The sequence below is a fragment of the Salsuginibacillus kocurii DSM 18087 genome, assembly GCF_000377705.1.
In the GTDB taxonomy this organism is placed as follows: Bacteria; Bacillota; Bacilli; order Bacillales; family Marinococcaceae; genus Salsuginibacillus; species Salsuginibacillus kocurii.
Map to the genome: position 1 here is coordinate 169012 of NZ_KB898628.1, position 24678 is coordinate 193689.

Below are 24678 nucleotides of genomic sequence, written 5' to 3' on the forward strand. Positions count from 1 at the left end.
TGGACTTACATATTTAAAGACACCTGCTGTAATAGTAGGTGTCTTATTTTATTAATTAAGCAGGTGATAAATTGGCAAGCAATAAGGAAATGCTAAGTAAAGTTAATTACTCGATGGATATAGTAAAACGTATCAAAGCAAATGAGCCATTTACACAAGCAGAAAAGGAAAAGATACTTACTGATTTTGTGGGCATGAGTGAGGATAATAACAGCTACTTCACCCCATTCGAGATATGCGAGTTTATTTATAAGCTGCTTGATATTAAAAATGGTAAAGTAGCTGATTTGTCTGCTGGCATTGGTAATATGGTAAAACCAATGATAAAAACATATGGAGAGCTAGAGGGTAATGTTGAGGTCGATTTATACGAGTATGATGAAAACAACTCAGTAGCTTCTGAAATGGCATGGAGTGATTTTGCCCAAGTAAATACATATGGCAGTTTTGACAGTATTGATCGAAACGATGAAATAGGTGAGTATGATTTTATTATAGGCAATCCACCATTTAGTGGTTCAGTTCCATACTGGTGTCAGTGGAATCACGCTAAGAATGGCAAAGCAAAAAAGAATAATATATGTGATGCTTTTGTTGATTTAGCGATACGCAAAACAAAAGATAAAGGATATATTGCTTTGGTTTTACCATATGGGCATTTGTATAAAGGAAATGCTACGGAAAAGCTGAGAGAGTGGATGAAAGATGAGGTTGCTCTCAAAGGTATTTTTCCACTGGATAGCAATACATTTAAACAGGCTGGATTGAGTGGTACTAGTGTAAGCACAGTGCTGTGTGTTTGGCAAAAAGGGGTAAAGCAAGATAAGGTGTTTTTTGGCGAATTGGATGATAAGGATGAGCTAACCAAGGAGTTAGATGCGCTTGCGTATCACTTTCATTTATTTAATTCAGAATATTATGACATATCGTATGCGAGTGATCATGTGTGTGGCTTATGTGCCTATATGGAAGAGGTGGGAACATGAGCTGTTATGTGTGTAAAAAGGATATGGAGAGCTACATGTTAAGCCAATATAAGCTTAAACAAGGTGGAACAGTGGATATATGTATTGAATGCGAAAATACAAGTGAATATTATTTTGATGTAATCAAGCGAGAGTGTTTGATTGATGGGGAGAGCCTGGAGCTTACTGCTAGTGATGAAAAGTTGATAAAAATTGAAAAGAAGCAAAGGAAAGAGTTAGAAGAAGAGCAGGAGTTGCTTGATGCTGATAAAGGCGTATTTTTGTTTACAAATGAGCCAAATAAAAAGCCAGAGTATGATGGACAAGTTATGCAATATATCAATCAATTTTTAGGTGTTGAAGATGAGAGTCATTTGCAACGCTTTAGGTTTACTTATCCAATGAAAAAACATTGGCATTTAGAAGAATGGGATGGATTAAGCAACGTACATATTTACCTTGATAGCGTTAAAAAGAGCAAATATAAGGCTAAAAAGCCTGAAGAGACAGAGTACAAAGAAAGAATACGCAAATGGTATAGTGGACGGTTTGAGAGTGATCAGGACTTCTACAATGCAACGTTTGGCTTTTCTATAGATAAAGATGAGCCGATTGATAGAGTGTGTGTGGACTATGGCTTTTTGTGCTCAAAAAAGCATAAGGTGAGTAGGTTGATTGCTGGATTATTGAGTGATGCAGGCTATGATGTGGCAGATAAAGTGAAGAGTTGATACATATCAAAAGGTGATTAAAATGGAAAATATTACGGTAAATTTAGATTATAAGGTGCTTGCTGAAGTAGATGAGCATAGAACGATTGGGTTGTTTTTAAATGGCAGGTTAGCACATATAGTGTCTGTTATGAGGTAGTCGCTGCAAATGCAGTGACTATTTTTTTGCTTTCGACTGTTTTTCGATTAGCAAATAAGGAAGTCAGACTGTTTATCTGCACTCTCCAAGAATATATAAATTGGAGCTGATGCACATGGAAGAAAAGTGGAAACCAGTTAATGTAGAGGGATATCAGCAATTTTATCAAGTGAGCAATTTAGGTAGAGTTAAAAGTTTAGATAGAGTTGATCGGAGAGGTCAGCTTCGAAAGGGTAGAGTATTAAAACAGAACCAATCAAATGGTTATTACTTCATTGGCTTGCGGAAAGACGGTAAAGTAAAACAAATTGATATTCATCGTTTAGTTGCTTTAACTTTTTTAAACAATTCGGAAAATAAACCGGCTGTTAATCACATTGATGGTAACAAAGTGAATAATTGTGTAACTAACTTAGAGTGGGTAACCCACAAGGAAAATAGTGAACATGCTGTAAAAACTGGGTTAACAAATATTAGTGGTGAGAACAATGGAGCTGTAAAGTTAACTGAAGAAGAAGTGAAAGATATAGCAAATACATATATAGATACCAACTTAACAATTCAGCAAATTGCAGATAAATTTGAGGTTAGTGATGGTACTGTTAGTAATATTGTTACTGGTAGAGGATGGACACACTTGTTTGATAAAAACCCTTCTGACATAAAACAAGAAAAACATGAGAGATTTATTGATGATATTATCAATGAAATTGTATTTACCGACTCCAAATACAAGGAGATTGCTAGTAAATTTGATGTTAAGGTTAGTTATATTAATGGTATTGCTTATGGCATATCTTATAAACACCTATATGATGTTAAACCGAAACTACAAAGAGAACAGAGACAAGCGCAAGAGAAGGATGAGTTGATATATAATTAGTGTCAAGGTTAAATACTTGACACATAGTCTTGATGTAAGGGAGGGCGAGAGATGGAAAACTTACCTGATAATCAGCAACATGCTGCTACGTTGCTAGCCACTGGACAAATGACAAAGAAGGATATAGCTAGAGAAGTGGGCGTTGCTAGACAAACTTTACATGAGTGGATTCAGAAGGGGAAGCTGGAGGCTGAAGTAGACAGGCTTCGACTGGAGGCAAAAACTCAGGGAGAAAATTTTTTAATTGGTAAAGTAAACAGAGCAGTAAATGAAGTGTATGATTTAGCTTTAAACGCTGAGTCTGAGAAGGTTAGGCTGGAAGCACTCAAGTCTATATTAGATCACGCCATTGGCAGACCAACTAATAAGCACGAGATCACCACCAATGGCGAGCGCAAGGTGATTATAGATAGCGACGAAATGCAGAATGTGTTTGATCACATTGGCAATACACAATCTACTACACAGCCAGCACAAGCCAGCACACAGCACTCTGATGATATAGTGGAGGCTGAATATAGTGAAGCTGAAGATGAGACTGAGAGTGGAGATGAGTAGGTGAGATATCTGCTTAATTTTATGCACTACTTAAAGCTAAGTAGTAAAATGATGAAACGCTGAAAGTACTGATAAATCAAGTGCATGTTTTATAGGTGGTGCAACTGTTACAAATTACAATGGTAAGTGTTGATTTATCAGTATATTTAATTCATAGTTTTTTCGCATATGATTTATTTTGCGAAGTTATAAAGGGGATTTTTTGTATACGAACAGTATATAAATACATAAAATGCATAAATGTAATTAAGGTAAAAGCTAAATTTTACAGAGTGAAGAGCAGGGGGATATTCTAAACTGTGGAAGCTGGCTGATGGGTTGGGGAGCTACACAATTTTTTATATAATAACACAACCTTCGAGCAAAAAATGTTAAACTAGCACTAAACATTTCCAGTTGGTGAAACTATGAATATTTCCCTTGATCAAATTATTGCATTTTTAACAGGTGCTATATTACCGACAACATTTTTTTTGATTAAAAATTTTATCATTGATAAGCCCAAGTTAGCTTTTACTATAGACAAAACTAAGCCTTTAAAAGTTGTTAGTATGATTTATGATGGTTGGGGTGGAAAGATTGTTACAGAATTAGGTGAGTATGAAGAAGATGCAATCAGTATTGAGCTTAGATTGAATGGTACTATTAGTAACAAAGGTAAACGAAATTTGTCTATTATTAGTATATATCTTGAGAATGATGGTATTGATAAGCCCACTTTAATTACAAAAAAAATCTTTTCCTTAGAAGAAGGTAATGGAGAAAAAATAAGTAGGGAAGTTGTGGCTGGTCAACAGGAAGCTGATGCATACATTAAATATAACTCGTATCTATTGGTTATTGATCATCGAGGAAAAAATAAGAAAATTAAACTAGGTAAAGCTATTAACTCACTAACTAATTAGTTGGTGAGCCTTTTTATGTCCAACAGAAAGGAGGTACTCAAATCACAACACAAACAAACCAAATACACACTCAATCTAATCTTATTCTATTAGCAGATTACCTAACCAAACACTTCGGCAGCACCAAAACTAAACAACTCATGTCCGAATACCAGCAAAAATCAGAGCAACACAATCACGATTATCTATTTGGCGCACACTCTTTATCCTATCAATTAGGCGAGAAGGACATATCATTCTTTTGCCAATACTATCTTCAGGATTATTTTCTACCCAAGGACACCAACACAGTCAGACCTTTAGCGCCTCTCCATTTCGACATTTGGGCTGAGCTTGAAGATATCTTTCTACACAACAAAAGAGACAAACAACTCTTCATCTTGCCTAGAGGTAGCGCTAAAACAACCATCATTGATATGGCTTTATCTGTTTGGCTACACGTTTACCGCAAGTCAATCTACTCTATAGTATTAGCAAACAGGGAATTAGACGCTATCAATTTTGTTGATCAAACACGCAAAGCGCTCAACTCACCTTATCTAATAAATACATTTGGTGAGCTGGTACAGCCTAAGCAACGCACAGTAAATAAACTTGAGCTAGAGCTAATCAACGATACTAAAATATCAGCTTACTCGTCAGGCTCATCTGTTCGTGGTGCTTCCTATGTATCGCCACAAGGTATTTATAGACCAACAGCCTACATAGCTGATGACTATATCAGTGAACAGGATATATTAACGGATGATGCAAAGCAGAAGAAATATGTGAGATGGCTCAAAGAGATTGAAGAGGGTGGTGATGAGGCTGTATATCGTAATGGTCAGCTTATTAAACCAGCGACTAAATTTATTGTGTTGGGTACTCCACTTGCCAAGGGGGACTTTATTGATCAGCTAAAAGCCAATCCAGAATATAAAACATATCAAAAGGGTGTGGTTGATTTCGATGTTGATGAGTATTTTGAGCAAAACGAATATTGGCAGCAGTTTAAATCAATATATTTTGATAGCACATTAGATGACCCTGAAGCTGAGGCGAAACAATACTATCAGGATAATACTGATCAAATGGAATTCCCTACAATTTGGGATAAGTTTAATCCACTTAATTTAGCTATCAGATACTTCAATAAACGAATCGCCTTTATGCAGGAGTTGATGTGTAATATTGAAAATGTAGGAGACAAGTGGTTTAAATCAAATAGAATAATGAGCGCAAATGAAATGAATGAGCTTGAGTTTGAGAATACACTATTAGCAATAGATACAGCAGGCGTTAAAAACAAAAACAAAGCTGCCTCTGACTACTTTGCGTTCACATTTGGCTCTACATACAACGGATTTAAATATGTCCGCAAAGCTGAGTTACATAAGTTTTACGATTTCGACGAATACATTAACAAAGTGATTGATTACCTACTGGAATATGAAGAGCTTGCCACTATCTACATCGAGAAAAACACCTACACAGGGTTAGATGTTGAGCGAATACAAACAAAAATATCAGAACATTCTGAACTTAAAAGACGCAACATTACCTTTATTAATGAGATGCAACGTAAAAACAAAGACGAGAAGATCAGCACTATAGTTAGTGATGTGAATAATGGCAGAGTAATATTTTGCTCTGAGTTGGTTGATGATGAGTTTTTACAGCAAGTGATGAGCTTTCAAGGACAAAAATATTCAGCACATGACGACGCAGCGGATTCATTGGCTGAATTTGTAACAAGAATCGATGAGCTGGATGAGCAGACACCAAAGATTAAAGTATCACCTAGCTCACTATTATTCTAGGGAGGTGAATTAATGGATTTAACAAGGGATATTTTACGCAAATCATTAAAGGAATTACGTAAACAACAGCAAAAATATAGTGTAAACAAACGCTACTATGATGGGCAGCACGATATAATTTATAAATATGCGGAACAAGATCAGCGCTCAAATCAAAAAGTAGTGGTCAATTTTTTCAAAAAGTTTATACAGGACGAGGTCAGCTATTCACTTGGTAATCCAATAAGTTACATATCTAAAAGCCAAAACGAAGAGGTACTTGAGGAGATAGATAGCAACTTTAGTCATTGGCAAAAACGGCATGATCAGTTATTAGCAATTAAAACAGCTACTTATGGCTTTGCGTTTGAGCTTGATTATGTGGATGAAGATGGAGAGTTTAAGTCTACTGTACTTACTCCACTAAATTGTTTTGCTATCGAATCGGGTAGAGCAGATCAGAGTATTCAATTGGCTTTACATAATTATAAAATTAGCCAATTCAGCGAAACGGAAATGTTAGATGTTTACCATAGCAACAAAATTTATACATACAAGCTGAGCAAAAATGATGCTATGTCACTTGTAGGAGAGAGAGAGCACATCTTTGAAAAGCCACCTATTAGAGTTAACGCATATAATGAAGAGAGACAATCACTGTTGGTTGATATTAAATCAGAAAACGATGCTTATAATAATACTCTATCTGATTTGGTTAACGAAGTATCAGACTTTAGGCAGGCTTTTTTGCGTATCACTGGTGCTGAATTGGATGAGGATGAAGCTAAAAAGATGAAGAAGAATGGCATTATTCAAATATCCAGTCAAGCTCAAATTGACTTTTTGACAAAAGAGATTAATGATACCTTTGTTCAAAATTTGCTGAGTGAATTAGAAGAAAAGATTTATAAGTTGTCCAGCCATATAGACGTTAACGAAAAAATTTCCAGCAACGTCTCGGGAGTCAGTCTACGGTCTAGAATGATAGGACTCGAACAAAAATGTAGCCTTATACAGACTATGATGGAATCAACTATCAAAAAGCGCTTGAAAAACTTCTTCCATTACCTATCTATTAAGCATGGTAGGGAGTATAACTACAAAGATATAAAGACAAATTTTACCATGAACATTCCGCATGATTTAGTTAACATAGGTGACTTTATTTCCAAAGTTGAGAAGAATGTATCACAGCGTACCATACTCAGCCTGCTACCATTTATTGAAAATCCAGAGCATGAGTTAAAACAGTTTTATAAAGAACAAAAAGAGAAGCGCAACATGGAGATGGAGGGGCAAGTTGACCTTGAAAATCTAGGTATCAACCCTGAAGCGCTAAATGGTGGCGATAACAATGAGTGATAATTTACCCGATTCCATACTAAACGTAAAGAAGCTAATGGAGCGTAAAGCAAGCGGTGATATGGAGCCACTTATGAAAGCTTATAAAGACTCACTTGATAGAGTACAAGGACAGCTATCACAAATTACCAGCAGATATACTGAAGGTGGAGAGCTTAGTATCAGTGACGCTCAGCGTTATTCAGCTCTACAAGATTTAGAAGAGCAAATTGCTGAGCAAACTAATCAACTTGGTGAGCTGGATGTGGAAATTAGTGAACGAACGCTAAAGAGAAGCTACTCAGAAGGTTATTATAGGACTGCTTACCACTTGGAAAGAGGGATGAGTGGAGGCGGTAGCTTTGGTTTACTTAGACCTGAAATGGTAGAACAAGCTGTTAATATGCCAATAGAAGGCAAGATGTTTAGCGACAGAATTTGGGATAATAAGGATAAGCTGATTGAGCGTACACGGGGATTATTAGAGCGCTCAATGGTTGATGGTGCTGACCCTGCAAAGCTTGCTAGGGAGCTGACTAAACAGTTCAATACTTCAGCTTACGAGAGTGCTAGGTTAGTACAGAACGAGGTGGCTAGGTGTACGAGAGAAGCTGCGGATTCGATGTACAAAAATTCAAACGTTGTCAATGAACTAATGTTCGATTCTACCCTTGATAGCGACACTAGCGATACATGCAGAGAACTCGATGGCACTCGCTACAGTATCGACGAGATCGATACTAAGCCGCAGATTCCAAGTGATACGCATGTTGGCTGTCGCTCAGATTACATTCCAGTTGTCGATGGATGGGAGCCTACTACTAAGCGTGATAACGAATCAGGTGAAACTATTGATTACGAATCATACCCGAAATGGAAGGAATCCAAGGGTATTAGCGACGAGGTTGATGATGATGAGTAAATTAAAATACTTGATTTACTACATATTTGTATATGTTTATTTACGATTCACTTCTATTAAATGAAGTGATTTTTTTATGCACAAATTTAATAACAAAAATATTTTGCGTCGTTAGGGCATTGCGTTAACGGGGCTATGGAGGTAATTACATATGAATTTAGAAGAGGTAAAGCAGTTTTTGGAGCAAAATAAAGATGATGAGCAAGTGAAAGAATATCTTCAGGGGTTACAAAGTGATAAAAAAGTAACCGTTGAAGAGGTTCAACAACTAGCTCAACAGGATTCTGATGTGAAGAAGTGGTTGGATAGTGAAAAAGATCGACATGCAAATAAATCATTGGAAACGTGGAAAAACAATAATCTCGAATCACTTGTAGAAGATGAGGTTAAAAAGCGAAACCCTCAAAAGGATGAAAAGGATATCGAGATCGATAAGATTAAGCAGCAGCTTGCCGACATGGAAGGGCAGAAAACTAAAGAAAGCCTACGCAATAGTGCACTCAAGCAAGCTACTGATAAAGGTATTCCGCATGATGTGATTGATTATTTGCTGGGCGACGATGAAGAGAGCACACTAACTAATCTCTCTACATTTGAGAAGTCGATGCAACAATATGTTGATAGCAAAGTGAATGAACGTGTTAAAGGCTCAAGCTACACTCCACCTGCCTCAGACGATGGAAACACAAAAACCTTTACGCCAGAAGAGCTTAATGAAATGAGCATTGAAGAAGTAAATGCTCAATGGGACACCATTAAAGACTCCAGCACATTGGAGCAAATTAGCAAAAATTAAACAAAGCAATGAGTTTAGCCATGCCCAGCGCATGGTTTTTTTAATGCACAAATTTAATTAAAAATGAGGAGAATGATAGGATATGTCAGTAAATAGTTTTATTCCAAAAGTTTGGGAAAGTCGACTACTACACAATTACAAAAGTAATTCAATTGCAGGAATGATTACCACAGCACCAACCGAGGTAACAGGTAACACGGTTAAGTTTAACCGCATTGGTGCAGTAGATGTGAATGATTATGATGGAGAGGTTGATTGGAGCGAGATTTCCACTACTTCAGTCGAGCTTAATCTTTCCGAGAAAAAATACTTTTCCTTTGTTTTGGATGATGTGGATGCTGCCCAATCTGCGGGGGAATTGATAGACGACGCGACAGAAGAAGCCAGCGGTAGCTTGCAGGAAAAGGTAGATCAATATGTGCTTTCTCACTACGCTGATGCACATGAAGATAATGTAATCGGCTCTGATGAAGAAGCAGTTGAGCTAACTGTTGATAATACATATGATAAATTGGTTGATTTGGGTACTAAATTGAGTAAAAAGAAAGTACCTAAAGCAGATCGGTATGTTGTTATTAACCATGATGTGCTAGGTAAATTGAGTAAAGATGAGCGCTTTACTCGCAATTATGAGATTCTAGAGAATGGTGTTGTTGACGGTGCTTCTGTTAATGGCATGACTGTAGTAGTAACCGAAGAGACACACGTTGAAGATGGTGTTATTAAAGTAATGGCTCTACACTCTTCTGCTATTGGACTAGGCGAGCAAATCAACGAGGTTGAAGCTATGCGCCTACAAGATAAGTTTGCTGATGGTGTACGTGGTCTGATGGTTTACGGTGCAGTTGTTAAACGACCTGAAGCATTGGCTACGCTTAACGCTACAGTAGAGTAATTATTGATTGGGGGAGTGTTGCGCTTCCCCAATTATATATACCTATTATAGCCCATTTTGTACATAGCAATAAATAACCCAACAGAAAGGGTGATTAAATGAAATTTAAAAACAAAGATACCGGACTAGTTTGGAAAGTAACGAATGAAGCCCATCAAAAGCGCCTACTCAGCTCCACTAAATTTGAGCAAGTAGAAAGTAATAATGAAGATAATACACCTACTGAAACGCCAACAGAAGCAACACAGGAAGCTGATACAGAAGAGACTGAATATACGCCTGATGATACGCCTGATGAGCAAAAAGAAGCACCTGAGCAGCCTGATTATACTACTATGCAGTGGCATGATTTACGTGCTTTAGCAGCAGAAAAAGGGCTACAAATTCATGGTGTGAAGCGCAAAGAGCTTGAGGCTGATTTGCAAAAAATAGGTGATCTATATGGACATTAAAGATACCATCAAAACGATGCTTGATATTGATGATGACACTAAAGATAAGAAGATTGAGCTGATGATTGATAGTCATAAGCAGCAGATTAAAAACTATCTGTATAGAGATGATTTCCCAGATGAATTAGATCATATTGTCGCTGAGATTATCGTTGAAAAAACTCTCCATAATAAACGAGTAACCAACAGTGGAGATATTAGTTTTGAGTATACTGTATCTGAATCAACCCTTGAAAAATATGAGAATCAGCTTCAGCGATTTCGTAAAGTGAGGGCATTATGATGTTGTTCAATACTGAAGAAATTATTGAGAAAACATTCAACCTTAAAGCTGATGTAGAGGGATATGTGGAAGAAACTACTGATTGGGGCGAAACGCAGACTGAGCTAGTAGATAAGTATACAGATATGCCATGCACTGTATCTCAAGGAGTGAGCAGAAATATCACACGAATGACCGCCAATAGCGAAATAGAGTATGATATTGTGCTGTTTTATCCTGCTGATAAGGTGATTAACGCAGGTGATAAGGTAACTATTCACTATAATAAGGAAGCAAAGCGTACATTTGAAGCTGGCGAAGGCTATTTTTTTAGTGATCACTGTGAAATTCCACTTGTAAAGGAAGGTGAGAGCTGATGGATACTAAGGGATTCGATGACCTACAAAAGCAATTAATGGATGTTGCTCAAAATGAAGCACCGCAAATGATCGATGATCAAGTTGAGCGTATGCTTACTATGGTACTAGCTGATGTAAAACTACTAACACCTGTTGATTCCGGTAATTTAAAGCGTAGGTGGATGATATCTGATATCGCCAATGGGCAAGGTAATGTAGGTACTAACGTAGAGTATGCTGAAGCTGTTGAAAAAGGCTTTACTCATAAACCATCGGGTGAGTTTGTACAAGGTGCACACATGCTTGAGCAATCTTTGGAGCAGGCTGATGATCGAGCAGATAATGAATTAAGCGACTTTTTTGATCGGCTAAAAAGTGAGCTGGATATGTGATGGGAAATATTACTCTAGTCGATACACAAAGGGCTGTAATTAAGCAGCTACATAACAAATTTGATTACAAAATATATGCTGAACACATACCACAGGGCTTTGAGAAGCCTTCTTTTTTTGTTTACATGCTTCCACTTGAGTCTACTCATTCAGCACATTATATGGAGCACAGCGTTATTGTTAAGATCAAATATTTTGGTGATACAAACAGCTCTAAATGGGAAATGGCAGACGAGTTAGCTAAATTATTCAGCTCTGTTTTGCCTATAAAAGATAGAAAGATAACAGTTACCCGAACAAATCAGGAGATTGTAGATGATCACCTAGAGTTTACTGTTAGGCTGCATTTTGAAGTAGGCACAGCTCAGATTGTTGTGAATGAAAACGATGAAGGTGAAGAGGTATATACGATAGTTGATGAAACCAGTGGATATACAGATGGGCAAGTTGAACTTGCCAGAGAACTAAACGAAAGGATGGATTTATAATGGGAATGCCAGAGGTACAGATTCAGTTTACCAGTAAAGCTATTACAGCTATCGAACGAAGCGAGCAAGGTATTGTGGCGTTAATTATCCAAGATGAAGAAGCAGATGAGGGTGTTGCTAGCTACACTGGGATTACTGATTTAGATGAAGATACATACACTGAACAAAATTATGACTATATTAGAATGGCGCTTGAAGGTACACCTTCAAAGGTGATTGTAGTTAATGTTGGTGAAGATGGTAGCGCATTAGATGGCGTTGAAAAACTGAAGAATAAACGCTTCAATTATTTAGCTGTTCCATTTGCTGATGATGAAACTGAGGATGTTGCTACGTTTATCACCGAACAACGAGGCAATAAGAAGAAAACATTTAAGGCTGTATTAGCCAATGAATCAGCGGATAATGAAGGTATTATTAACTTTACCGCAGATAATATTGAAGTGGATGGTACTACATATACAACAGCAGAGTTTACCCCACGTATCGCAGGTGTATTAGCGGCTATGCCACTTACTCGAAGCGCTACATACTCTGTATTAAATGAAGTAGAGAGCGTAACAGAGCCAGATGATTTAGATGAAGCGGTTGAAGATGGCGAGCTATTTTTAGTGGACGACGGGGAAAAAATTAAGATTAGCCGAGCTGTTAACTCGCTTACTGATGTTGGTGATGGTGAATCCGATGAGTGGACTAAAATTAAAATTGTTGATGCTATGGATCAGATCAAAGATGATATCCGCAACACTTTTAATGATGAATATGTTGGGCAAGTCAACAATGACTATGACCAAAAGACACAGTTTATTGCTGCTGTATCATCTTATTTCCGCCAGATGACTCGTGAAGGAGCACTCGACGAAGTAGGCGAAAATAAAGCTAAAATTGATGTTGCAGCGCAACGTGAATATCTTGAGCTGCAAGGCAGGAATGTAGAGGATATGAGTGAACAGGAGATTAAGGAAGAGAATACTGGTAGTCAAGTATTTTTAGAGGCTGAAGTGCGTCTATTGGATGCTATGGAAGACCTTAGCCTAGATATTAATGTGTAACCCTTTGTTTTTTGAAGGGTTATTTTTTATGAAAAAAATGAAACGGAGTGAATAAATAATGCCAAAAGAAATTGAAGGACGAAGAGTTATCAATGGTAAGTGGGGCAAATTGTATTTAGATGGTGAATACATTGCCGAGGTACAGGCGTTTAGTGCTACTGTTACGCCAAATCGTGAAGAGATTAGTATGGTTCAAAGCATGGGGCAAGATAGTAAGTTGCTCAACTATGAAGGTGAAGGAGAAATAACCCTACATAAAGTATTTAGTAGAGGCAAAGAAGCTTTGATTGAAGCGTGGAGTGAAGGACGAGACCCTCGTAGCAAAATTGTGGCGGCTTTGGATGACCCAGATGCAGAAGGTGGGCAAGCTGAGCGAGTTGCTATTGATGGCGTATGGTTCAATGAGCAGCAAGTTTTAAACTTTGAGTCGGGTGAAGCAGGTACCCGAGAGATTTCTTTTGGATTTAACCCTGATAACATCGACTTTTTAGATACTATTGATGCTTAATAGTACATATTAAATACTGAATATTCAAATAAAACAATGGGGGAATTTAAAATGACAGAGCAACAATATAAAAATTTAACGGTAAAGGCACTTTTGGAGCGCAAGGACGAGATCAAAGATAAGCAACGCCAGCAGAGTACGCTATATATTAAATCACTCGACGCTACGATTAAAGTACAGGAGCCAGCAAACGCTGATATTCTTGACGCTATGGAGATGAAAGATGGCGGTGCCGATGAGTTTTTAATTTATAACAACGTAGTCGAGCCTAACTTAAAGTCTGCTGATTTGCAGAAAGGTTACGGTGTGCAGGAGCCAGAGCAGATTGTGAAGGAGTTATTCAAAAAAGCTGAAACCCATATGATTGCACAACACATGATGGAGTTAGCTGGCTACTCTAAAGGCTCGGTTAAAGCAGTAGATGAAACAAAAAACTAATTAAGAGTGATGGAGATGCTTATTTTCTCCATCACTATATACAGCGAGGTTTTTCACATGATTTTCTGCTTAATCTATCGGAAGCTGAAAAGCATTTTTATATATCATCTATGTACTTAAGCATTGATGAGCATATAGAAGAGTTGAAAACAATACACGGACAGAGCAAATAGTTGCTCTGTCTTTTTTATTTCCCCATATAGGAAGGGGGTAGAAAATGGCACAAACTTTAAGTGCTGTAATACAGCTTAAAGACGAGTTTTCAAGTAAGATGCAGAGTGCTTCAGACTCACTTGGCGATTTCGTCCAAAAAACAGACTCAAGTGGTAGCGCTGTAGGCGATTTAAAATCATCTATGGGCACTGCTGCAAAAGGTGCTGCTGCATTTGGAGCGGCTGTAGGAGCTGCTGGAGTTGCAGCAGGTGGCGCTATCATGGGAATGGGCGCTGATTTTGCTAACACAGCAGATGAGATAGATAAAGCAAGTATACGTGCTGGTGTTGGTGCTGAAAGCTTGCAGGAGTTGGAGTTTTGGGCAGGACAAGTTGGTGTGAGTGAGTCGGCTTTACAAAAAACGTTGGAGCGTACTAACCAGCGTATGGGTGAAGCTGAGGCAGGCAACGAGAGCTATCAATCAGCTTTAGATGATATGAATGTTGCCCTAAAAGATAGCGAGGGTAACATGCGTGATACAGATGATGTATTTAAAGATGCTATCCACAGTTTAAGCGACATTGAAGACAGTCAGGAGAGAGCAGCGCTTGCAGGCGAATTCTTCGGTGATCGTACATCTAGAAAACTACTCCCAGCAATTGAAGCAGGTGGAGATAAACTAGATGAATTAACAGACTCAGCCTCTGACTATGGTGCTGTTATTGAAGATAACGCTGTTGATGCAGGAGTTCTTTTTAACGATACCTTGGACAAAGGACGCAACATATTATCAGGCTTTTGGAACGAAATAGCTTCTAGAGCATTACCATATGCCCAGCAATTTATGGATTTTTTCATGGAGCATGCACCAGAAATGCGTGAAACATTTGGTGGAGCAGTTGAACGAGTAGGTAATGTACTAGTATGGGTTGGTGAAAAAGGGTATGAAGCCTTTCAAAGTGTAAAGGAAGCAGTAGAAGATAACGAGCCTACTATTGAAAGGTTGAGAGATACCGCTGAGGAGATAGGCGAGTTTTTCGTGGACGCTTTTGAAGAAGCTGAGCCAGCAATTGATTGGCTAATTGAAGAAGGCTTACCTAACACAGTAGACTATTTAGCTGATGTGGTTGATGGAGCTATCGATTTGTATGAAACAGTAACCGATAACTGGACGATGATTGAGCCTGTTGTATTTGGTATAGCTGGGGCATTTGCTGCATTACGAGCTGTTACAGTTGCACAGACTGCTGCTACTATTGCTGCTACTGTGGCGCAAAGAGGACTCAATTTGGCTATGATGATGAATCCATTAGGCGCAGTGATTGCTTTGATTGGGATATTAGTAGGCGTTGGTATCTCGCTTTACCGAAACTGGGATACAGTACGAGAGAAGGCAGGAGAGCTGTGGGATACAATATCTGAGACTTGGGATAGCTTAAAAGAAAGTACAAAAGAGACTTGGGAAGATGTTAAAGAGCGAGTGAGTGACGCAATGGATGAAGGTAGAAGGCGTGTGCGACGTTTCTTTTCACCGTTGCTGGACTTTATCGACGATGCCAGAGACAGATGGAATGAATTTACATCTATACTTGATAATTTTGAAATGCCGAGTATTGGTATGCCGGAGTTCATGGGCGGTGATGGCTTAATACAAACAGATGGAAGCCATAGAACAGGGTTAGATAAAGTGCCTCGTGATGGATACATAGCAAACTTGCACAAAGATGAGGCAGTTTTACCACGCAGAGAAGCTAATCAGTACCGCAAACAGGGCTTACAATATGAAGCACCTAAACAGACTAAAACTAATGCTTCACCTGCTACACAGAAAACAGAGCATAACAGCAAGTCGGTACATATCGAGAATATTACAGTTAACAGTAATGGCTCAAATGCTAAAGATCAGGCAGACGAGTTAGCAAAAGAGCTAGAAAAACGACTTGCTAATATGGCTTAAAGGAGGCAGGAAGGAATGAATATATACTTATCAATTAATAATAGAGAACAGGTAATAAAACTTCCTGTTCTTCCAAGTGAGCTAAGCATATCAGACCCACAGAACAACGAAAATTTTGACTCCATCGAAAAAGGTGAAATGAAATTAATAGGTAAATCAGGGCTGAAGTCTTTTGATATTCAGTCTTTTTTTCCTGCTAATGACTATTACTTTGTACGTGATCGTGCTTATTCCGGCATTGAATATATCGAGCTATTAGAAGAGTGGAAAGAGCGCAGAGTACCTATCAGAGTAGTGATTGATGAAATGAATATTAACTTGCCGATGGCAATTGAAGAGCTTACATATAGCTCTGAGGATGGCACAAAGGATATTTACTACACCTTGTCGCTTGAACAATTTCGCTTTGTTTTTGCTGAGAGGGTGTAGTGATATGCCACATAGATTACTACTTAATAAAGGGAATGAGCTAATTAACATTACACCAGTGGTAGATAACTTTAGCTGGAGTTCAAACATGGATGAGTTAGGAACTGAGCTTGACTTTGATATTATCCACTCAGATGCACGCTATGTACCTGAAAACCAAGTCGAGCTTGGCGACATGATCATATTAGAAGGCGCTGATGGCGCTGAAATAACACGCACAATTGTGGTTGATGAAAGTATTAATGGTAGACAGCCAATTAGTTACAGCAGCTTTGATTTAAGCTGGTATTTAAATAAAAATGAAGCAGTTTACCAATTTAATAGCACATCTGCTACAAGCGCTATACAGCGTATTTGCTCTGATTATAATATTCCTGTACTCGAAATAGCGCAAATGGCTACACAGATCAATAAGATATACAGCTCAGAAAATTTAGCAGCTATCATTGAAGATATTCTTGAACAGGTACAAAACGAAACAGGCACAAAATACATACATGAGATGCGATTTGGCGAGTTTTTTGTATATGCTGCGGTTGATATGGTAATTGAGCCTAAGTTTCAATTGGCTGAAAATTTAACAACTAGAGATATCAAAGATATGGTTGCAAGCCCCACTAGGAATAGATCAATCGATGATCTGAAAAACAGGGTGCAAATCGTACACAATGATAGCCAAATTACACAGTTAACTGATCAGCCAAGTGTAGACGAATATGGTTTATTATCACATATTGAGGATATTCAAGATGAAGATGTATCCAGAGCTAGGCAGATAGCACGTAACAAACTTGATGAATTATCCAAAGTATCAGAAGAAAACAGCATTGAAACAATGGGAAATGATCAAGTGTTAGCTGGGCGAATGATCGACATAGAAGAGCCAATTACAGGCATGACTGGACGCTATATGATAACTAGTGTGCAACATACTGTGTCTAACGGTATACATAGAATGAATCTTGATTTAGAAGGGGTGAGCTAATGGCTGATGGCTATAGTAAATTAGCAAAATTATTCAAAGATAGGGAGAATCCTAAGCAAATGGGGATTATGACAGGCACAGTTATTGAGCCACCACCTGAGCCTAAAATCAGAATCGATGAGAATATTGTTTTGGATAAGCAGCACCTAATATTTGATGATGATTTAACAATTGAAAAAGATGATGAAGTAATCATAATTCCTGCTGGTAATCAGCAGGTTTTTTATGTATTGGCGAAAGCGAGGCGATTTTAAATGTTGCCTAAAGTCACAGAATTAAGTTTGCCTACTGAAAATGGCACAGATGAGCCAATTGAAAGCATTGATGATGCTGGATTAACCTATTTATTCGACTTTGCTACAGGTGATTTTGTTACACGAGATGGCAAGATGATTGAAGTAGAAGGTGTTGAAGCGCTCAAAATGTGGATACAAATGGTACTTAGAACAGAGGTAGGAAGATACAAAGTGTATGAAGATGATGAGGATTATGGAGTGCAGATAGAGGACTTGTTTGGATTTGACAGGGATTTTGCAAGAAGTGAGATTAAACGTGAAATCAGTAATGCGTTATTAGAAAACGATGAGATCGATAGTTTAACCAACTGGGATTATGAGTTTGATGGGAGCAAATTAGAGCTGTCATTTCGAGTTAACTCAATATATGGCACACATGATGAGGGGGTGGAGTTAAGTGGATAGAAATGAAATTCATGAAGAAATGCTTGATGATATACCAAGTAAACATGATAAACGTAAAGGACGCTTTATATATGAAGCAACTCGACCTGCTGCTACTCAATTAGAGAAAGCGTATGAGGCAAAAAAGGAAGTTGAAGATAAGCTTAGTATTGAAAATTTGTCCGGTGATGAGCTTGAGCAGCGCATTTATGAGCGTACTGGTATCGAACGCAGAAGCGCTACTCATGCTATCGTTTATCTCGATGTAGAGGGAAATGGAGAGATTAGCGAGGGTGATATTGCAGAAACTGAATCAGGTACGCAATTTGAAGCTGTCGAAGATAAAGAGATAGATGATGAAGCAGAGGTTGAGTTTCAAGCTGTGGAAGCCGGAGAAAATGGCAATGTGCCAGCTGATCAAATCACCCATTTGCCTGTTACATTAAGCGGTATCGACTTAGTAAATAACCCTGAAGCCTCCTTCGATGGCTTTGAAGCTGAATCAGATGAGGAGCTACTTGAGCGTTATTATGAGCGTATCCAGACTCCTGCTACAAGTGGTAACAAAAATCATTACTTAAATTGGGCAAAGGAAGTAGATGGAGTAGGAGAGGCTAGAGTGTTCCCATTATGGGATGGTGATAACACAGTTAAAGTAGTTATCATTAACGCTGATCGGCAGCCTGCCAGTGATGAGTTAGTTGAGGATGTGCAGGAGCACATAGACCCTAATAGTGAAGGAAAAGGGGAAGGTGAAGCGCCTATTGGTGCTTATGTGACTGTTGAGAGTGCTGATGAATTAGAGATCAATGTGGAGTTTTCTGCTACTTTATCCAGTGGATACGAAGAAGAAGAGGCACTTGATAATGTAAAAGAAAATATTACTGAGTATTTATATGATATTGCTTTTGAAGAGGATTTTGTTAGTTATGCTCAAATTGGCTCCATCGTGCTTAATTCCAATGGTATCGGTGATTATACTGACTTAGAAGTTAACGGTGGCACAAGCAATATTGATATTGAAGATGAAGAGGTCGCTGTTTTAGGTGGTGTTGAGATTGTCTAATGAGATGATTAATACACTGCCTTTATTTTTGCGTAAAAGTGAAGTATATCGAGATATTTTTAACAGTAAAGGCGAGCAAATACAGGCTTTGCTTACTGATATTGAGGATATTGAGCAGCAAATGAACGTAGACACAGCGACATGGGGTTTAGATGTATTTGAAAAAGAGTTGAATGTTGAGATTGACCGCAGCAAGCCATATGCTGAGCGCAGAAGTGTGATAAAGAGCCAATGGCGAGGTAACGGGCAGGTTGATGCTGATTTAATTAGAGTGGTAGCTGATAGCTACACAAATGGTGATACTGTGGTTAGTTTTAATGATGCTATTGTAGTAGAATTTACCAGCCAGATTGGGAGACCGCCTAACCTAAGTGATTTGCAAGAAGCGATTGAAGAAACTAAGCCTGCTCATTTGCGAGTAGAATATGACTTTAGATATTACACAATTGATGAGGTATCCAGCATGACAATTAATGAGCTAAGCAGCATACAACTGGAAAACTTTGCAGGAGGGGTGAGTTAATGAGCGATAAAACATACACAGAAGAGTTAGAGTTATATCAGCCTAATCCTGAAACAGAAGGCGAAGATAACTTTAATTTGGATACTATACTTAATGATAATTGGAAGAAAATAGATGATTTTGCTAAAAATATTAGCGAAAATATGGATGGCGAAACGGAAGAAAAGCTCAATGAAATTGAAGAGAGTATTGGCAATTTAGAAGAGCTTGATACAGATGAAAAGGAAAATTTAGTTAAATCCATTAATGAATTACTAGAAAAACTTGCTGCGCATTCGGCAGAGATTGCATCATCTGACCAGTTAGGACACGTTAAAATAGGCAACAATTTGACGGTTGAAGGAGATGGAACGGTACATGCGGAAGAAGGAATATCAGAAGAGTATGTTGATGATGAAATAAGTAGCCATGCTTCTCAAAACAATGTACACGGATTACGAGAAATTACCGTAGAAATTGGAGAAGATGCGACGGCAGGGGGAGGGAGTTCTACTGCTGTAGGTCGTGGGACTTCAGCCGAAGATACTAGCGCAACAGCTTTAGGGCGTTACGCTTCGGCAGAGAGTATTAATACAGTAGCTATAGGTCATAATGCTATAGCAGAAAATGGAAGTGATCATGTAATAGGAACTTCTTTTCGTTCAATTATAATTCCCGGTGATTTTACAGTCGAAGGCTCAAAGGACTTTGAAATTGCACATCCTCATCCAGACAAAAAAGATACACACCGACTACGCCACGGGGCAGTCGAATCTCCAACCGCAGGTGATACACTTTCTCGCTTTGAAGTAGAAGCAGAGGAAGACAACGAAACGGTTGAATTGGAATTGCCGGACTACTTCCCGTATCTCAATACCGATGTTGAATGTTGGGTAAACGGTGTAAAGCACTTCGGAAATGCTTATGCAGACGTTGAAGACGATGTACTCAAAGTCACTTGCGAAAAAGCCGGAAAGTACCGAGTGCTAGTTATCGGAACACGTAACGATGATGCCGTACAGCAAAACGGCAAGCAGAAAATTGAGCGTGAACGCGGAGTTAGTTGGACAGGCGAGACTTACGCTTATTCGGACGATGAAATTATTGAAATAGATGAAATTACGGAGGTTGGATAATATGGATATTGTTATCACTAATACAAAATTACGCTTTAAAAACCCAGAAACAGGCGGTGTGACTCGTTCCACAAAAGATCACTACAACGGACGTAGAATTTTTGCGGAAGTGGACGGAGAAGAACAGTCATTCCGATTTAAAAAGGATGAGTTACCGTTCGAAGCAACGGAAGAGGATATGGAAAAAGTGATAGAGGAACGGTTAAAAGAAAAGGAAGATGAAGACTAATAGGAGGATAATGCGCAGTAAAAGATAAATTAAAATATATCCTTTATACCCAAAATGTAGTAGGTAAGTTATAATAAAACTAATATACTATTAAGGAAGGTTTTACAATGATAGCTATGGGTATAAGGGTAGCTCCAAAAGAAATTACATATTCAATTTTAGAAATCACAGGTGAAGAAATATCAGAAATAAATTACAATACTAACACATTAAAAATTCCATTAGCTTTAAATGATGATACGCCACGTCAATTATCCTTCATTCGAACTTCATTTCTATCAATAATAAGTGAAAACAATGTTTCTGTTGCTGGTTTAAGAACCGCTGAAACGGTAGCAAACCCAGATGTTTTTAGGATGAATGTAGAAGGAGTTATTCAAGAGTTGCTCTCAAACAGTTGGATTGAAAGCTATTTCACTGGTAAATTAAATTCAATTGCTTCTAAGTTAAATAAACCAGTGCAGGAGATAACAGACTGTAAGAATGGCGAAGATATATTCGATGTTCAAGATTGGTCGAAAATTAATTCGAATAAACGGGAGAGTTTTTTAGTAGGATTGGCAGCTTATAAAAAGGTGGCAAAGTCATGATAAAGTTAGATGAAGTTCAAGCTTATGTGAAATTGGATAAAGAAAAGCCATTAGGTAGCGATGAAGGAAAAAATTCAGATGTATACATTGCTAAAGATATACAATTAAATGAAAAATTAGTTTTGAAAGAAATATCAAAAAAGGCAATAGAAAAACAAAATGTAGAAACTTATTTTCTAGAATCTCAAATTTTAAATGAAAATGCACACCCAAATATAATGCCAGTGAGATACGCTGCTGAAGATGAATATAAAGTTTATATTACCATGCCTCATTATCAAAAAGGCTCATTAAACACTATGATGGAAAATAGTTATTTAACAGTCAGAGAGATCATAAAGTATTCTTTAGATTTTTTGTCAGGCTTGTTATTTATGCATATTAACGGAATGTTACATTTAGATATAAAGCCAACCAACGTAATAATTAATGATTTAGATAGAGCTATTTTGACAGATTTTGGTCTCTCAAGATATCTAAATGAAAATGGTTTAGCTCAACAGAAAATGCAATACAGTTTGCATATTGCCCCAGAAGGATTTGATTCATTTGATAGGACAATTTCAGATGATATATATCAGGCTGGAATGACTTTGTACAGAATGTGTAATGGCAATCAAAACTTTAAGGAGCAGTTTGAAGAAAAATGGTTAAGTGGTAATGGCAAAAAAGAAAATTTTATAAAAGAAGTGCAGAGGGGAAAATTTCCTGATAGAGATGAATACCACGCTCATATTCCAAAGAAATTTAAGCGAGTTATAAATAAAATGATTCATCATGACCCAGATAAACGTTATAAAGATGTATTATCTGTAATAAATGATTTGAGTAATATTGACGATAACATGTTAGACTGGCAGTTTTTTGACCAAAATGAAACAAAAAGCTGGATTTTTGATAATTCAAAGTCAATTATTACATTAAATGTAGACATACAAAAGGAAAAGTGTTTGACTTATGGTTACAAACATGTTAAGAAAAGTGGGAACACCACTAAGATAAACAAAGTAAAGGGAGTATACGATAATATTCAAGAAGCAATGGAATTTATTCAAGAGGTTTTGCCAGAATACTCTTAAAAGGAGGTTTACAAGGATGGTGAGAAAAGACTATACTTTAAAACGGAAGTATTTAGCGAATCCACTTTATCAAACCTCTGTAGAAGATAAATTAAAAAATAATAAATCCACTAACTTAAAAAATGGTAATAGAAAAGTTGTTGATTTTGACAATGGGTATATTGAATTACAGGCAGTGGATACTAATAAAAAATTTTAATAGTGATTTAATGGAAGGGTGAGCTCATAAAGAGTTCACTCTTTTTATTTTTTTAGGCAGGTGATCAAATGACAACGGAAAATCACAATCACTCAGACAGCTACCGTATTAGTCGAAATGAGCAGGAGATTGAGCGAGTTAAGGAAGATGTGAAGGGCTTAGAGCAAGACGTGCGAACGGTTGAAACACGCACTACACTCTCTGAGCAGAAAATTAAGAACGTAGAAAAGGACATACAAAGCATACATAGCAACACAACTTGGATTTTACGCCTCATCGTAGGCACAATTGTAGCCGCTTTATTGGGGCTTATTTTTATTTAAAGGGTGGTACATAATGTTTAACAAGCTGAAAAATATGGATAGCAAGAAGGATTATGCTGTATTGATTAGTGGCTTTTTAGGTGCTGTTAAAGTAGTATTGTCTGCTTTCGGCATTGAATTGCCACAGGAGGCAATTGATACAGTAGCAGATGGACTAGCTAGTGTAGCTGTCGGTGTAGCTATTTGGCTTAATACGTATACTACACCTAAAGCTAAGAAAGATAAGCAGCATATTAATGAAGGTAAAGCAGCAGAAGAGAATAATGAAGATTTCCCATATAAGGATTTTCCAGATGCTGAAAAATAAATAATACATAGCAGCGTCCTCATAAGAGGGCGCTTTTAATTTTAATAAAGGAGAATGAACATGAAAAAACCACAAATGAGAGCTGCCCCTAGGCAAGCATCTTCACCATTAACTGACTTATCACCTAATGATGTTGGCTTATTGGTACAGCATCATATGGCTCACAGCTCTGGTAACTTACATGATGTGGCTAGATGGCATATGGATGATAACGTATGGAATTATATTGGCTACAATTACTGGATTGCTTTTGATGGAACAATTTATAAATGTCGTGGATTCAAACAGGGTGCTCACGTAAGCAACCACAACCACTATACATATGGAATTGGTTATCAAGGACACTTTGGCAGCCAGAATATGACTGAAGAGCAACTTGAATCAGGTATTATTCTTAATGCTTGGTTAGCGCAAGAGTGTGGCTTATCTGCTGATGAAATTGTTGGACATGGTGATGTAGCTGCTTCTGCTTGTCCTGAGCGTAATTTCCGTATGAGTGAGCTTAAAGATGGAGTAGAAGCTGCGTTAGAGAAAGGTGTTAGCGCTAGTGAGTTGAATGCTAAGATTGTATATGATGGCAATGATGTAAAAGGTTTTGTTGAAGATGGGCGTACATATGTGCAGCTTAGAAACTTGGCTGATTTGGTTGGCGTACAGATTGATTATGATAACGATACAAAAGAGATCACATTTGATGGTAAAGTTGTTGATCCTATTGTGATTGAAGGTAGATCATATTTACCTGTACGTGAAGTTGCTGAAGATATTGGATTGAGTGTGGATTGGGATCAGGATAGTAGGACTGTGCTACTTAAATAGTTTTGCCAATATTCTGATATTAATTTATGTGACCCTATAGGTGGCTTCATGTATCCATTTCTATAATTTGTTAGACGTGTTAATCATTTAGATAATAAAGTTTACTGACGAGAGTGTGAGTAGGCTTGTATGATGTTTGATTGATATTGGGGATTTTGTCTCCTATGAGAGAATAAGTACAAAACCTCTAATTCTTCTCTTGGGTGACTAAATCCCTTTACTACTGTTATAACAGTATTCCCCTCCTTTTTTATATTTCCCCTAAATAAATAACAAGAAAATAATTGCAAAAATTTCATCATAACCCCTTGATTGTTAACTGGAAATGGCTTACTATTGTATTCAGTTAACCAATAAACA

General features: G+C 37.6%; 33 protein-coding genes. All 33 read left to right on the forward strand.

All coding sequences use genetic code 11. The features are described 5' to 3' along the window. Positions 1–71 precede the first annotated feature (71 nt). The 33 genes from D469_RS0113090 to D469_RS0113255 all read left to right on the forward strand — a co-directional run bounded on the left by D469_RS0113090 (position 72) and on the right by D469_RS0113255 (position 24318). Positions 72–986 (forward strand): N-6 DNA methylase, encoded by a 915-nt coding sequence (locus tag D469_RS0113090; RefSeq protein ID WP_018923847.1) that lies wholly within the window; start codon positions 72–74, stop codon positions 984–986. Then, positions 983–1696, forward strand: coding sequence for a hypothetical protein (locus D469_RS0113095; protein ID WP_018923848.1), 714 nt, complete (start codon positions 983–985; stop codon positions 1694–1696). The genes D469_RS0113090 and D469_RS0113095 overlap by 4 nt, the downstream gene beginning before the upstream one ends. Positions 1697–1950: 254 nt before the next feature. Continuing rightward, complete coding sequence (locus D469_RS21250; RefSeq protein ID WP_018923850.1) at positions 1951–2718, forward strand: NUMOD4 domain-containing protein; 768 nt, start codon at positions 1951–1953, stop codon at positions 2716–2718. A gap of 51 nt (positions 2719–2769) precedes the next feature. Then, positions 2770–3276: a phBC6A51 family helix-turn-helix protein gene (locus tag D469_RS21255; RefSeq protein WP_018923851.1), complete on the forward strand. Its 507-nt coding sequence runs from the start codon at positions 2770–2772 to the stop codon at positions 3274–3276. Positions 3277–3683: 407 nt separating this feature from the next. Then, positions 3684–4181 carry a hypothetical protein gene (locus tag D469_RS0113115; RefSeq protein ID WP_018923852.1) on the forward strand — a complete coding sequence of 166 codons (498 nt, stop codon included), beginning with the start codon at positions 3684–3686 and terminating at the stop codon, positions 4179–4181. A gap of 140 nt (positions 4182–4321) precedes the next feature. Next, positions 4322–5980 carry a terminase large subunit gene (locus tag D469_RS0113120; RefSeq protein ID WP_018923853.1) on the forward strand — a complete coding sequence of 553 codons (1659 nt, stop codon included), beginning with the start codon at positions 4322–4324 and terminating at the stop codon, positions 5978–5980. Between the two features lie 12 nt (positions 5981–5992). Further along, positions 5993–7321, forward strand: a complete 1329-nt coding sequence (locus tag D469_RS20345) for a phage portal protein (protein WP_018923854.1) — start codon at positions 5993–5995, stop codon at positions 7319–7321. Beyond that, positions 7314–8222 (forward strand): phage head morphogenesis protein, encoded by a 909-nt coding sequence (locus tag D469_RS0113130; RefSeq protein ID WP_018923855.1) that lies wholly within the window; start codon positions 7314–7316, stop codon positions 8220–8222. The genes D469_RS20345 and D469_RS0113130 overlap by 8 nt, the downstream gene beginning before the upstream one ends. Before the next feature lie 151 nt (positions 8223–8373). After that, positions 8374–9018, forward strand: a complete 645-nt coding sequence (locus D469_RS0113135) for a DUF4355 domain-containing protein (RefSeq protein WP_018923856.1) — start codon at positions 8374–8376, stop codon at positions 9016–9018. Between the two features lie 82 nt (positions 9019–9100). Next, complete coding sequence (locus tag D469_RS0113140) at positions 9101–9913, forward strand: phage capsid protein (RefSeq protein WP_018923857.1); 813 nt, start codon at positions 9101–9103, stop codon at positions 9911–9913. 98 nt (positions 9914–10011) lie between these two features. After that, positions 10012–10365: a hypothetical protein gene (locus tag D469_RS0113145; protein WP_018923858.1), complete on the forward strand. Its 354-nt coding sequence runs from the start codon at positions 10012–10014 to the stop codon at positions 10363–10365. After that, complete coding sequence (locus D469_RS0113150) at positions 10355–10648, forward strand: phage head-tail connector protein (RefSeq protein ID WP_018923859.1); 294 nt, start codon at positions 10355–10357, stop codon at positions 10646–10648. Before D469_RS0113145 ends, D469_RS0113150 begins: the two co-directional genes overlap by 11 nt. After that, complete coding sequence (locus D469_RS0113155) at positions 10645–11004, forward strand: hypothetical protein (RefSeq protein WP_018923860.1); 360 nt, start codon at positions 10645–10647, stop codon at positions 11002–11004. Before D469_RS0113150 ends, D469_RS0113155 begins: the two co-directional genes overlap by 4 nt. Further along, a complete protein-coding gene (locus tag D469_RS0113160; RefSeq protein ID WP_018923861.1) occupies positions 11004–11378 on the forward strand; it encodes an HK97 gp10 family phage protein in 375 nt (124 codons plus the stop codon). The genes D469_RS0113155 and D469_RS0113160 overlap by 1 nt, the downstream gene beginning before the upstream one ends. Next, positions 11378–11866 carry a phage tail terminator family protein gene (locus tag D469_RS0113165; RefSeq protein ID WP_018923862.1) on the forward strand — a complete coding sequence of 163 codons (489 nt, stop codon included), beginning with the start codon at positions 11378–11380 and terminating at the stop codon, positions 11864–11866. The genes D469_RS0113160 and D469_RS0113165 overlap by 1 nt, the downstream gene beginning before the upstream one ends. Then, positions 11866–12918 carry a phage tail sheath subtilisin-like domain-containing protein gene (locus D469_RS0113170; protein ID WP_018923863.1) on the forward strand — a complete coding sequence of 351 codons (1053 nt, stop codon included), beginning with the start codon at positions 11866–11868 and terminating at the stop codon, positions 12916–12918. The genes D469_RS0113165 and D469_RS0113170 overlap by 1 nt, the downstream gene beginning before the upstream one ends. 58 nt (positions 12919–12976) lie before the next feature. Further along, positions 12977–13426 (forward strand): phage tail tube protein, encoded by a 450-nt coding sequence (locus tag D469_RS0113175; protein ID WP_018923864.1) that lies wholly within the window; start codon positions 12977–12979, stop codon positions 13424–13426. 51 nt (positions 13427–13477) lie between these two features. Then, positions 13478–13864 carry a phage tail assembly chaperone gene (locus D469_RS0113180; protein ID WP_018923865.1) on the forward strand — a complete coding sequence of 129 codons (387 nt, stop codon included), beginning with the start codon at positions 13478–13480 and terminating at the stop codon, positions 13862–13864. Between the two features lie 217 nt (positions 13865–14081). Next, entirely contained in the window at positions 14082–15974 is a 1893-nt protein-coding gene (locus D469_RS0113185; protein ID WP_018923866.1) for a phage tail tape measure protein, read from the forward strand. 15 nt (positions 15975–15989) lie between these two features. After that, positions 15990–16403, forward strand: a complete 414-nt coding sequence (locus tag D469_RS20350; protein WP_018923867.1) for a phage baseplate protein — start codon at positions 15990–15992, stop codon at positions 16401–16403. Between the two features lie 4 nt (positions 16404–16407). Continuing rightward, complete coding sequence (locus D469_RS0113195) at positions 16408–17388, forward strand: XkdQ/YqbQ family protein (protein WP_156816995.1); 981 nt, start codon at positions 16408–16410, stop codon at positions 17386–17388. After that, positions 17388–17642, forward strand: a complete 255-nt coding sequence (locus tag D469_RS0113200; RefSeq protein WP_018923869.1) for a DUF2577 family protein — start codon at positions 17388–17390, stop codon at positions 17640–17642. Before D469_RS0113195 ends, D469_RS0113200 begins: the two co-directional genes overlap by 1 nt. Further along, positions 17643–18089: a DUF2634 domain-containing protein gene (locus D469_RS0113205; RefSeq protein WP_018923870.1), complete on the forward strand. Its 447-nt coding sequence runs from the start codon at positions 17643–17645 to the stop codon at positions 18087–18089. After that, on the forward strand, positions 18082–19134 hold the full coding sequence (locus D469_RS0113210) for a baseplate J/gp47 family protein (protein WP_018923871.1): 1053 nt from the start codon (positions 18082–18084) through the stop codon (positions 19132–19134). Before D469_RS0113205 ends, D469_RS0113210 begins: the two co-directional genes overlap by 8 nt. Then, positions 19118–19657, forward strand: a complete 540-nt coding sequence (locus tag D469_RS0113215) for a putative phage tail protein (protein ID WP_420834856.1) — start codon at positions 19118–19120, stop codon at positions 19655–19657. The genes D469_RS0113210 and D469_RS0113215 overlap by 17 nt, the downstream gene beginning before the upstream one ends. Beyond that, positions 19657–20772, forward strand: coding sequence for a hypothetical protein (locus tag D469_RS0113220; protein ID WP_018923873.1), 1116 nt, complete (start codon positions 19657–19659; stop codon positions 20770–20772). Before D469_RS0113215 ends, D469_RS0113220 begins: the two co-directional genes overlap by 1 nt. A 1-nt stretch (position 20773) precedes the next feature. Continuing rightward, the gene (locus D469_RS0113225; RefSeq protein ID WP_018923874.1) at positions 20774–21001 is read left to right on the forward strand and encodes a hypothetical protein; all 228 of its coding nucleotides are present in this window, start codon (positions 20774–20776) and stop codon (positions 20999–21001) included. 107 nt (positions 21002–21108) lie between these two features. Further along, entirely contained in the window at positions 21109–21591 is a 483-nt protein-coding gene (locus D469_RS0113230; RefSeq protein ID WP_018923875.1) for a hypothetical protein, read from the forward strand. After that, positions 21588–22670: a serine/threonine-protein kinase gene (locus D469_RS20355; RefSeq protein ID WP_018923876.1), complete on the forward strand. Its 1083-nt coding sequence runs from the start codon at positions 21588–21590 to the stop codon at positions 22668–22670. Before D469_RS0113230 ends, D469_RS20355 begins: the two co-directional genes overlap by 4 nt. 16 nt (positions 22671–22686) lie before the next feature. Beyond that, the gene (locus D469_RS0113240; protein WP_018923877.1) at positions 22687–22869 is read left to right on the forward strand and encodes a hypothetical protein; all 183 of its coding nucleotides are present in this window, start codon (positions 22687–22689) and stop codon (positions 22867–22869) included. Between the two features lie 68 nt (positions 22870–22937). Continuing rightward, positions 22938–23192, forward strand: coding sequence for a hemolysin XhlA family protein (locus D469_RS0113245; protein ID WP_018923878.1), 255 nt, complete (start codon positions 22938–22940; stop codon positions 23190–23192). A gap of 13 nt (positions 23193–23205) precedes the next feature. Continuing rightward, positions 23206–23499 carry a hypothetical protein gene (locus D469_RS0113250; protein WP_018923879.1) on the forward strand — a complete coding sequence of 98 codons (294 nt, stop codon included), beginning with the start codon at positions 23206–23208 and terminating at the stop codon, positions 23497–23499. Positions 23500–23559: 60 nt separating this feature from the next. Continuing rightward, positions 23560–24318 carry a stalk domain-containing protein gene (locus D469_RS0113255; protein WP_018923880.1) on the forward strand — a complete coding sequence of 253 codons (759 nt, stop codon included), beginning with the start codon at positions 23560–23562 and terminating at the stop codon, positions 24316–24318. Positions 24319–24678 lie beyond the last annotated feature (360 nt).